10 protein-coding genes are annotated in these 10,425 nt (G+C 59.6%); all 10 read left to right on the top strand.

What is annotated here, in order from left to right; genetic code table 11:
- Positions 1–357: restriction endonuclease subunit S (locus tag ABYO54_RS08505; RefSeq protein WP_372807823.1), on the top strand; the 357-nt coding region annotated here is incomplete at its 5' end.
- 74 nt (positions 358–431) lie between these two features.
- The gene (locus ABYO54_RS08500) at positions 432–1,169 is read left to right on the top strand and encodes a HipA family kinase (RefSeq protein WP_372807822.1); all 738 of its coding nucleotides are present in this window, start codon (positions 432–434) and stop codon (positions 1,167–1,169) included.
- Complete coding sequence (locus tag ABYO54_RS08495; RefSeq protein ID WP_372807821.1) at positions 1,166–2,020, top strand: DUF3037 domain-containing protein; 855 nt, start codon at positions 1,166–1,168, stop codon at positions 2,018–2,020. Before ABYO54_RS08500 ends, ABYO54_RS08495 begins: the two co-directional genes overlap by 4 nt.
- 130 nt (positions 2,021–2,150) lie before the next feature.
- Positions 2,151–3,245 (top strand): peptide chain release factor 2, encoded by a 1,095-nt coding sequence (gene prfB, locus ABYO54_RS08490; RefSeq protein WP_372807820.1) that lies wholly within the window; start codon positions 2,151–2,153, stop codon positions 3,243–3,245.
- Positions 3,246–3,326: 81 nt separating this feature from the next.
- On the top strand, positions 3,327–4,106 hold the full coding sequence (gene trpC, locus ABYO54_RS08485; protein ID WP_372807819.1) for an indole-3-glycerol phosphate synthase TrpC: 780 nt from the start codon (positions 3,327–3,329) through the stop codon (positions 4,104–4,106).
- 155 nt (positions 4,107–4,261) lie between these two features.
- Positions 4,262–5,647: a pilus assembly protein PilM gene (gene pilM, locus ABYO54_RS08480; RefSeq protein ID WP_372807818.1), complete on the top strand. Its 1,386-nt coding sequence runs from the start codon at positions 4,262–4,264 to the stop codon at positions 5,645–5,647.
- Positions 5,644–6,615: a hypothetical protein gene (locus ABYO54_RS08475; RefSeq protein WP_372807817.1), complete on the top strand. Its 972-nt coding sequence runs from the start codon at positions 5,644–5,646 to the stop codon at positions 6,613–6,615. The genes pilM and ABYO54_RS08475 overlap by 4 nt, the downstream gene beginning before the upstream one ends.
- A complete protein-coding gene (locus ABYO54_RS08470; RefSeq protein ID WP_372807816.1) occupies positions 6,612–7,661 on the top strand; it encodes an Amuc_1099 family pilus-like system protein in 1,050 nt (349 codons plus the stop codon). Before ABYO54_RS08475 ends, ABYO54_RS08470 begins: the two co-directional genes overlap by 4 nt.
- A gap of 266 nt (positions 7,662–7,927) precedes the next feature.
- Positions 7,928–9,925 (top strand): hypothetical protein, encoded by a 1,998-nt coding sequence (locus ABYO54_RS08465; protein WP_372807815.1) that lies wholly within the window; start codon positions 7,928–7,930, stop codon positions 9,923–9,925.
- Between the two features lie 159 nt (positions 9,926–10,084).
- On the top strand, positions 10,085–10,425 hold a 341-nt coding region (locus ABYO54_RS08460; protein ID WP_372807814.1), incomplete at its 3' end, for a PolC-type DNA polymerase III.

The following is a 10,425-nucleotide window of genomic DNA, read 5'->3' as shown; positions in this document are numbered from 1 at the left end:
GGGCTTGCGAACGGAGTTCCAATCTGCGAAGTAATGAACACCTGCGCCTTCAACCAGGATTTGAAGGCTTTGCTTCCGGATGCCGCTGTTGTCTCGACTCGGTTTTTGGCCGTTGCTCTCAGGCAGCAGCAGGTTCAGTTTGGAAAGATTCTCGAAACCGCCGCACACGGCACGCTGAAAATTAATACAAACGACCTGCGGGAATTGAAAATCCCCCACCCGCCCTTGGAAGAGCAGCAGGCGATTGTTGCGGAGATCGAGGCGGAGCAGGCGCTGGTGGCGGCAAACCGCGAGCTGATCGCCCGCTTTGAGGAAAAGATCAAACAAACCATCGCCCGCGTCTGGGGGGAAGGGTAGGGACGGCTGTCCTCAGCCGTCCGTTGCAGTAAGTGTAGATGCGACGCCCTCGTCGCGTTCAGTGAGGAGCCGCAATGAAACAGGTGATCGAAATTATAGCGCGTTGTGCGGAAGGAACCTGCGTCAGCCGTCCGTTTCGGGTTCGGGCGGATGACGGCAGCCTGTATTGGATTAAAGGCATGGGCACCGGATGGAACCGCAACGAACTCTGTTATGAGTTGCTTTGCGCAAAGCTGGCCGCTGAACTTGAGCTTCCCGTGGCCGGATTCGATGTGCTGGAAGTGCCGGAGGCCTTGCTGGAATTCTGTGCCGTTCCGGGGATTCGGGATCTGAGTGCAGGCCCGGCTTTCGGATCGCTTTATGTGGATGATGCATCATCGCTTTTACCCGTGGAAGTTTCGTCTGTTCCACAGGAACTTCGCTGGCAAATCCTGCTGTTCGACTGGTGGGTTCAGAACGAAGACCGCACGCTTGGCGAGAAGGGCGGTAATGTGAATCTGTTGTGGAATCCGGTCGGTCGGGCATTGACCATTATAGACCACAACAATGCGTTCGATCCGGAATTCAACGACGTCGCGTTTTTCGAGCACCACGTTTTCCGGGAAAAGCGGAGCCGGATTCCGGCCCCCTTTTTGCTTGAACAAAAACAGCGCTTCGGGAATATGGCGGGCCATTTGGATGATTTAATTAAGGCGTTCCCGGATGAGTGGGTGGAGCAGGATGAACGTCCTGGCGATTTTGCGCCGGAAACTGTACGTGCAATTTTAAGCCGTTTTGATAGACTCCTCGACGTATTCGGAGGGCAGGCATGATGAAAAACAAACTGGCATGTAATTATACCGTTCTTCGTTTTCTTCCGTATCCGGAGAGCGAAGAATTTGTGAACCTAGGTGTCGCAATGGCCTGTCCGGATCTGCATTGGTTTGATTTCCGGTTGGAAGCCCGCCGAGTGGATCGGATCACCAACTTTTTCCCTGAGTTGAAGCACAATAAGGAGTCTTTCATCGAAGGCCGCAAGCTCTTCAAGGAGGAGCTGGAGCGGGTACGCGGCGTGCTGCACAACGGATATGAAAAAGGACAACCGCAGTTTAAAGAGCTGGCCCGGCAGTTTAATCAGACTTTCCTGATGCTGGTTCGGCCGCGGGAAGAGGCCTTCTGTTTCAGCAATCCGCGCACCTGTCTGGTGGATGATCCTGCCCAGACCTTGGAAAGCCTGTTTGAGCATTATGTGGAGCGCGGTTTTGCCCAGCGGCAGGAATATCAGGAAAAACTGATGGAAAAGCGTTTGCGGAAGGTTTTTTCCGCAAAGCAGATTCTTCGCTATTACACCGATCACACCTTTTCTGGCGACCTTTGCACGGCACATTTCCCATTTGTTCGTCAACAGGATGACCGTTTTACGCGGGCTATCCGCCCGCTGGATTTAGATAAAAACGAAACGCATCAGATTGTAAGCCATGCGGATACCTGGAAGAGCAAACTGGAACGCCTGAAGACTATCCCGGAGCATCCTGAAAATACGCTGTTTGTTGTCCGGAAACCTGCGGGCGGAAAGCGGCTGGATGTCTGCCGGCAAATGTGCAAAGAGCTGGTAGATGCCGGCGCGATTCTCCTTCCGAAAGAGGATCAAACCGGAATCCTTGATTTCGCAACACAGACGTGAGCTGTAGTTTCATTTTTGTCGGGGAGCGAGAGTCGGGCAGTGTTCCGGCTCTTTTTTCTTCAATGCGGAGTTTGGCGGGGCGGGGTGCTTGGGCTATATTGCGCAACTCCAACGATTGGATGGAAAAGACATGACCCAAGACGAACTGAAGACGAAGATTGCCGAATTCCGCGAACAGCTTGCCGAAATGGAGGGCTATCTCGATATTGTCGCCAAGCGCGCGGAGTACGAAAAGCTGGAGGCCGCCGCCTCCGAACCGGATTTCTGGAACGACCAAAACCGGGCGCAGGCCAATATTGCCGCCACCAAGGGCCTGAAGTTGGTGCTCGATCCCTTCGATGCGATCCGCGACGGCCTCGACGACGCCGAGGTGATGCTGGAGCTGGCCGAGGCGGGCGAGGGCGAAGCGCTGGCGGTCGCCATTGCCGAAATCGAAAAGGTCGAGCGCAATTTCCAGTCGCTCGAGATGCAATCGTTGCTGGGCGGGGAGTTCGACGGCAGCAATGCCTATCTCACTTTGCATGCCGGGGCAGGGGGGACGGAGAGCTGCGACTGGGCGGACATGCTTTACCGCATGTTTACGCGCTATGCCGAGCGCAAGGATTTCAAGGTCCAAATCATGGACTACCTGGCGGGGGAGGAGGCCGGCATCAAGAGCGTAACGCTGCTGATCAGCGGGCCCTATGCCTACGGGTTGCTCAAATCCGAACGCGGCGTCCATCGGCTCGTGCGCATCAGCCCGTTCGACTCGCAGTCGCGCCGCCACACCTCCTTCGCCGCCGCCGACGTCACGCCGGAGATCGACGACGATATCGACGTCGATATCGTGGAATCCGATCTGCGCATCGACACCTACCGCGCGCAGGGGGCGGGCGGCCAGCATGTCAACACCACCGATTCCGCCGTGCGCATTGTCCACTTGCCGACCGGCACCGTGGTGCAGTGCCAAGCCGAACGATCCCAGCACAAGAACAAGGCCGCCGCCATGAAGATGCTCAAGGCGCGGCTCTATGAACACGAGCAGGACAAGAAGCGCCAGGCCGTCGACCAACTCTATGGCGACAAGGGCGAAATTGCCTGGGGTTCGCAGATTCGTTCCTACGTGCTGCAGCCCTACACCCAGGTCAAAGACCACCGGACCGACGCCGTCGTCGGCAACGCCCAAGGCGTCCTCGACGGCAACCTCGATCCGTTTATCGAAGCCTATCTCAAGATGAATCGGTAACGGCCCCGGCGCTTTCGGCCGCGCGGCCGAACCACCGGCAGCGTTCAATCGCCACGAAAAACATACATACAGACCCATCCCATGAATATTTTGGAACAAATCTGCGCCGACAAGCGCGTTGAAATCGAAGCGCGCAAGCAAACCCTTTCCATCGGCGATCTGCAAAAACAGATCGGGTCGGTCGAACCGCGGCCCGACTTCGTGAAGGCGCTTCGGGCCACCCCGATGGGGCTCATTGCCGAGGTCAAGCGCCGCTCGCCGTCGGCGGGTGTGATCCGCGATCCGTTCCGCCCATCGGAAATCGCCCGGGGCTACGAAGCCAACGGGGCCAGCGCCATTTCGTGCCTGATGGACCACAAATATTTCGGGGGCGGAGCCGAGGATTTCGCGGAAGTCCGCCGGGCGGTCGGCCTGCCGATGCTTTACAAGGAGTTTGTCGTCGATCCGTGGCAAATCGTCCACGCCAAGGCAACGGGCGCCTCCGCCGTGCTGCTGATCGTCGGCGCCCTGACCGACGAAGCGCTCGTCGCTTTCGGCCAGGCGATCCGCTCCGTCGGGCTCCAGCCGCTGGTGGAAGTGCACGACAAGGAAGAGATGCGGCGCGCCATCGATGCGGGCGCGGATCTCATCGGCATCAACAACCGCAACCTCAAGACCTTCGTCACCACGCTCGACACCACCTTCGAGCTCGCCGCCATGGCGCCTGCCGGCAGTACGCTGGTCAGTGAGAGCGGCATCAAGACGCCGGAGGACGTGGTGCGGGTGAAGGAGGCCGGGGCCCACGCGATCCTGGTCGGCGAAAGCCTGTTGCGCGAAGCCGATCCGGGAGCGGCGGCGGCCCATCTGTTGAGCCGGATTTGATGCTCGCTTGCGCCCCGGTGCGCGGTTCGATTTAGCCGCTTTTTTCTTTTTAATCTCCCGGCCGGGTTGCATCCTCTGCCTCTACTGAACGAAGGGTTGGCATCTTGAAGGCGGATAGGTTCATAGCATTGGAGATCGGCCCGGATTTTATCCGGATGGGGGTCTTTGCCCGGCGGAGCCCGGACAACCTCGAGCTGATCGACTATGGCTCGATCGCCATCGCCTCCGATCCGGCCATCGAAATGGCGCGCGAAGCGCTGGTGGCCACCGCCCTCAAACGGCTGCTCGACGAGCGCAAGCCCGCGGTTCGCAAGGCCGTGGTCGCCATCGACGGGCCCTCCGTCTTTTCCCGCCTCGTCAAGCTCCCGCCCGTCGCCCCCGAAAAGGTTGCGCAGACGATTCGCCACGAGGCGGTGCAGAACATTCCGTTCCCGATCGACGAAGTGGTGTGGGACGCGCATGTCGTCGATGCCGCGGCCCCCGAGCCCGAAGTGTTGCTGGTGGCGGTGAAGGCCGCGCTGGTGAACGGGCTCGTCCATGCCGTTGCGGCCAACGGCCTTCAGGTCGAGCGGGTCGATGTGGCCCCGGCCGCCCTGGCCAACGTGGTACGAAATGGCTACCCCGGCTCTTCCGAATGCCGCCTGCTGGTCGATGCGGGCAAAGATTCGACCAATCTGGTTTTCGTCGACGGCGACCGGGTCTTTTTCCGTTCGCTGCCCGTCGGCGGCAGCATGGGGCAGCGGTTGGTGCAGGAGATACAGCGGTCGATCTCCTTCTACTGCAGCCAGCAGGGAGGCAACGACCCGACGCGCATCCTGCTCGCGGGCGGTTTCGGCAATCTGGGCGAGACGGAGAGCCGGCTCGGGATTCCGGTCGAGGCCTTCAATCCCTTGCAAGGCGTACGGCTGAGCGTCGTCGTTGCGGATAGCGCAGATCTGGCCGTGCTGGCCGGAATGGCCATGCCCGCGGCGCTCTGCATCAACCTGGTCCCCGAAGCGCTGGAAAAGGAGCGCCGCTTGCAGAAAAGGCAACCGCTGATTTTGGCCTGCGTGGCAGCGGCGGTGCTGATCGGCGCGGTATGGATTGCGGGCCTGCGCCGGATGGCGGATGTCGCCCGGCGGGAAGCGGCGATCGTCGGTGCCCGCGTGGCGGAATTGGAGTTGCTGGAGGGCGAGCTGGTGCCGCTGGAACGCCGCATCGACCGGCTGCTCGGGCGGACGGAAATTTATGGGGAAGCCGTTGGGCAGCGCACGTTCTGGCTCGAAACGCTGCAGGAGATCCGCGCATGCCTTTCCGACGGCATGTTTCTGGTGGGGAGCGAGCCCCTCAAGGACGGGGAACAAACCGCGGGCCTGCGCATTACGGTCGTGAGCTATCTCGACAAGGAAACCAAGGGCATCGACGCCGTTGTTCAATTGCGCGACCGGTTGCGCGAAAGCGCCCGTTTTTCGGACGAGACCAAGGTCTTCCGGCGCCCGACCAAAAGGCAGTTTTCCCGCAGCTTCGTGCTGGATGTCCATTTCGCGGAGGACGCGCAATGAGTTTCCGGAAAAACAAAGTGCTTTTTATCGGCGGTGGCCTCGGCGGGCTCATCCTCCTGGCGGAACTTGTTTTTGTCGTGACGGGGGCGCTTGGTTTGCGGACGCAAAACCGTTTGCTCGCAGAGCGCCGGAGCGATCTTGCGCGCCTGCAGAGCCGCACCCCCTTTCCCTCGGAAGAAAACGTCGAGCAGGTACGGGCCCATCTGGAAATGCTGGAATATCAAGTCGGCGAGCTTGAGGCCGCTCTCATCCGTGCGCCCTTTCCGGTCGGCCATGTGCAGGCGGCCGATTTTTCGGCGCGTGCGCAGAACGTGATCGAGCGGTTCCGCAAAAACGCGGAGCACGCCGGCGTTGGATTGCCGGCGGGGCTGGAAGCGGGCTTTGCCGAATATGCCAGTGGCGGCGCGATCCCCGAATCGCGCCACGTGCCCCGCCTTTCGCGCCAGCTCTATTCGGTGGAGTGCGTCGCCGACGTACTGGTGAACAGCGGGGTGGATTCGATCGATTCGCTCGAGCGCGAGCCGTTCGAAACCGTGCCGCCGCCGCAGGAACCGCGCCGCCGCGCCGCCAGAGGCGCCCCGCCGGCCGCCAAGCAAAAACGCGACGTGTCGGATGGCGCGGAAAGGCTCGCCGCACGGCTCTATTCCGTCGAGCGCATCGGGGTTGTGTTCACCGCTTCCGAGGCGGGGGTTTGGCGCGTGCTCGACCATTTTTCAGCGGCGCCGCATTTCATGGTTGTTTCCGGGTTTTCGCACGGCACGAAGACGGCGATTCTCGACTATAATCCTGAAAAGGTGAAGCAAGGCGGGGTCGGGGAAGACGATCCGCTAGCGCACCTTTCCGGCGGGATTCTGGTGGGGGAAAAAGCGCTGTCCCGGCCGGAACGGATCATCACCGGCAATGAGCCCGTCAAGGTGTCGCTGACCATCGATGTCTACGATTTCGATCCGGCGGAGGGGGAACGATGAAGCCGCTTCGAGCAACCAAGCAGGGGATGGAGGCCGCGGTGCTGGTTGGCCTGCTGGCGGGTCTGGCCCTATCCGTGGTGCTTGTTGCTCGGCAGGTGGCCGCCGGCAACGCGCGCATTGCCGCAGGAGTGCGGCTGTCGCCGCAGCAGCGGCGCGGTGCCGCAGCTCCCGATGTGTCCCGCCTGGAAGCGGCGACCGCTGCCATGGAGCAGCCGCACCGTTCTGCCGAAGCGGATCGTGGTTTGCTGGTGAGCGAACTGCGCGTGGTGGCGATGGGCAGTGCCTATCCCATCCCGTACGAAGCCGAGGTGTGCCCCTTCTCGAATATCCCGCAACCCGCCATGAACCAGCTCGACCGCGATGGCGACGGTATTACCGATGACTGGGAGCTGGAGTATGGTTTCGATCGGTTCAACGCGGCCGACGCCGCGCAGGACGCCGACGCCGATGGTTTTTCCAACCGCGAGGAGTTCGCCGCGAAAACCGATCCGACCGATTCCGAATCCCACCCGCCCTACATCACCAAGCTGCGTTTCGTGGAGCGGCGCGACGTTCCGCTTCCGGTGGTTTTCCAAGGAGCGAGCGAACTGCCGGGCGGGCAGATGATGTTCCAGCTCAACACCCCGTCCGACGGAAATACCTACTTCAAGGCGATCGGCGAGGATATGGGCGAAGACCTTCGAAACGAGATCGACCAAAAGCTCAAAAAAGCACTCAAGGGGATTGTGATCCAGCGCTATGAACCGGCGGCCGATATCGGCGATGTCGAAAAACTGGTTCTTTCCCGCAGAAATGCCGAAATTGTCCTCGAAAAAGGGAAAATTACGCCCGATCCAGAAAGTGAAGCTCTGTTGATTAATATACTTGATCGCGGGTCGATAATAGCTACTATGGGTGCGTTATTATCTTTGAGTAATGATGTGTATGCGGTTCAAGATGTCCTCCCCGACAGGGTCGTGGTGAAGCATATTGAGTCCGGAGAAAAGTTCGGAATTGTTGGTTTGGCCGAGGGTGAGTGTGATAGTTTGCCTGAGGATTTAGAATAGGGTGATAGATGTTGGTAAATGCTTTCCGCGGACCCTGATGAACACGCGGTTTAATGGCATTTTCTATAAGGAAGTAGAGGGGAAGGAAAATGATTAAAACCTGTATCTCGACACTTTTGGTTGCGCTTCTCGGAGCACAAACGATTGTAGCCCAGGAAAGCCTGGATGACGTATTCGCACAACTTGACGCCGCCCAGAGCAGTGGAATGGCTGCTCCTGATGCAGCTCCCGCCCCTGCCGCGGTAGAAACAGCTCAGCCTGCAACGGTGCAAAGCTCCGCTGCCGCGCCGGCTCCGGCCGCTGCTGCGGCTACCGCCGCTCCCGTCCAGGACGACCTGTTCACCCGCGGCCTTGAGTTCTACCGCAACGATGAGCTCGACAAAGCCGAAGCGGCTTTTGAAGCGGTTCTCGACAAGGACCCCTACAACCGCCAAGCCATGGAATACCTGAAGCGCACCGCGAACAAGATTTCCGCCAAAGAGATCGAACGTGCCCGCGCTACCCGCGCCATCGCCATTAGCGATGTCAACAAGGCTTGGACGCCGGACATCTCCCTGCTCAACGTTGATATCGGCAAGCCCGAGGTTAAAGTCCAGAGCCCCGAGGAAATCGCCATTGCCGCGATGACCGCTCGTCTGCAGGGCATCACCGTTCCGAGTCTCGACTTCCGCGATGCCAACATCAAGGACGTCGTTCTGTTTCTTACCGAAACGTGCCGTCGCCTCGACAGCAACAAGCAGGGCGTGAACATCCTCCTGCTCGGCATGGAGCGTTCCGCGGCCGCCGACCAGAACAACATCACGATCTCCATTCGCGACATGAGCCTCTACGAAGCGCTCCAGTACATCGTCGAAATGGCATCCCTGAAATTCGACGTCCAGCCCAAGGCTGTTGCCATCATGCCGGTGGATTATGTTCCGGCCGACGTGCTCAAGCTGGTTTCCTTCGACGTCATTCCCGAAGTCGGCATGGAACTCGAATCCATGGCCGGTGGCAATAGCGGCGGCGGGGCCGACGCTCTCTTCGGCGATGTTTCCACCTCCTCCGTAGGGGGCCCGGCCGACGTACAGGGATTCTTCTCCATCGTCGAGTGGCCGGACGGCTCCTCCGCGATTTACCAGCCGAACTTCCACAAGCTGTTCGTCAAGAACACCAAGAAAAACATCGAAGCCGTACAGAACATCCTCAACGACCTCGAAGACGAAGCCATCAAGAAGCGTTCGCAGCAGGTTGAAATCGAAGCCAAGTTCATTGAATACAATGAAGGCGCACTCGAAGAACTCGGATTCGACTACACCCTGAAGGACGACGGCGAATTCGCCGGCCTCGCACTCGACACCGAACGCAACTACTACACCAAGAGCCAGGGCTATGGATCCGCCTACTCGGTCAACGGTGGTTACGGTGTTGACTCCGACAGCGGCTATCTCTACCAGGATGGGACCACCGGTTACGCACAGATCACCGACTCCCCCGGACAGAGCCTGTTCGGTACTGCACAGCGCAACAACACCACGGCGTTTGAATCCGTCCAGACCGGCATCCTCTCCCTGATGGGCGGTGCTCCGGCCCAGATGGTTCTCAGCAACAACGGTTCGTTCCCGTTCGACATGGCGATCACCGCCATGGAACAGGAAGGTACCGCCGACGTGCTGTCCGCTCCGAAAGTAACCACCAAATCCGGTAACGAAGCCATCATCCGCGTGGTTGAAGTCCATCGCTACCCGCAGGACTACGACGTGGAAACCGGACAACGTACTTCGCCGGTCGTCAAGCCCCAGGACTGGGAAGACTACGACATCGGTGTCGTGCTCAAGGTTACCCCGGTCGTGGATGCCGAAAGCAACACGATCGACCTCGACCTCCAGCCGGAAATCAACAAGTTCAAGGGCTGGGAAGAATACAAGGTGGGTTCGAACGCCTACGAATCCGGCGGTAACAACTCGTCCGAGCTCTTCGGCGACGGCAGCGACCTGATTGCTCAGATGCCGGTGATCGAAACCCGCACCATTCAGACCCAGGTCACCATCGCCGACGGTAGCACCGTTATCATGGGCGGTTTGGTCGACGAACGCACCGAAACCTTCCGCGACCAGGTTCCGTTCCTCGGGGATATCCCGTACCTCGGACGCCTCTTCCGCACCGAAGGTTCCCGTTCGTCCAAGAAAAACCTCGTCATCTCCGTCAAGGCCACTCAGGTCGACGACCGTGGCATGACCCGCGCCCAGCGCGAACTGGCTCGCCAGCAGGCTGCTACCAACTAAGGTTGCATCTGCCCGACCATCGAAACCCGCCCGTTTAACCCCGGGCGGGTTTTTTATTGCCTTTTTGGGGTGGCCTTACGAAACGGCATCCGATATTCGTCCTATATGAAATTTGTTGCTTTTGATTTAGAAACCACCGGGACAAAACCGTCCGCAGACATGATCGTCGAGGTGGGTGCGGTGCTTTTCGATGGGGCCCGTCCCGTCAAGGGATTCGGCTCGCTGGTGGATCCGGGGATTCCGATTCCCCCCGATGCGTCGGCGGTTAACGGCATCTCCGACGAGATGGTGCGCGGGAAGCCGAAGATTGCGGATGTGCTGGCCGACTTCGCGGAGTTTTGCGGCGACCTGCCGCTGGTGGCGCATAATGCCCCGTTCGATTACAAGTTCATGCTTGAAGACGTGAAATTACACCGGTCGGCGGCTCCCAAGGGCGTGGTGCTCGATACGCTTCCGTTGGCGCGCCAGCTTTTCCCGGGTTTGGCCAACTACAGGCTGGG

The sequence above is a fragment of the Pontiella sp. genome, from assembly GCF_041622395.1.
Classification (GTDB): Bacteria; Verrucomicrobiota; Kiritimatiellia; order Kiritimatiellales; family Pontiellaceae; genus Pontiella.
This window is presented reverse-complemented; position numbering and strand designations above follow the sequence as displayed.

Coding starts and splice junctions, on each gene's coding strand:
- ABYO54_RS08500 (WP_372807822.1), top strand. CDS start 432: ATGAAACAGGTGATCGAAATTATAGCGCGTTGTGCGGAAGGAACCTGC.
- ABYO54_RS08495 (WP_372807821.1), top strand. CDS start 1,166: ATGATGAAAAACAAACTGGCATGTAATTATACCGTTCTTCGTTTTCTT.
- prfB (WP_372807820.1), top strand. CDS start 2,151: ATGACCCAAGACGAACTGAAGACGAAGATTGCCGAATTCCGCGAACAG.
- trpC (WP_372807819.1), top strand. CDS start 3,327: ATGAATATTTTGGAACAAATCTGCGCCGACAAGCGCGTTGAAATCGAA.
- pilM (WP_372807818.1), top strand. CDS start 4,262: ATGGGGGTCTTTGCCCGGCGGAGCCCGGACAACCTCGAGCTGATCGAC.
- ABYO54_RS08475 (WP_372807817.1), top strand. CDS start 5,644: ATGAGTTTCCGGAAAAACAAAGTGCTTTTTATCGGCGGTGGCCTCGGC.
- ABYO54_RS08470 (WP_372807816.1), top strand. CDS start 6,612: ATGAAGCCGCTTCGAGCAACCAAGCAGGGGATGGAGGCCGCGGTGCTG.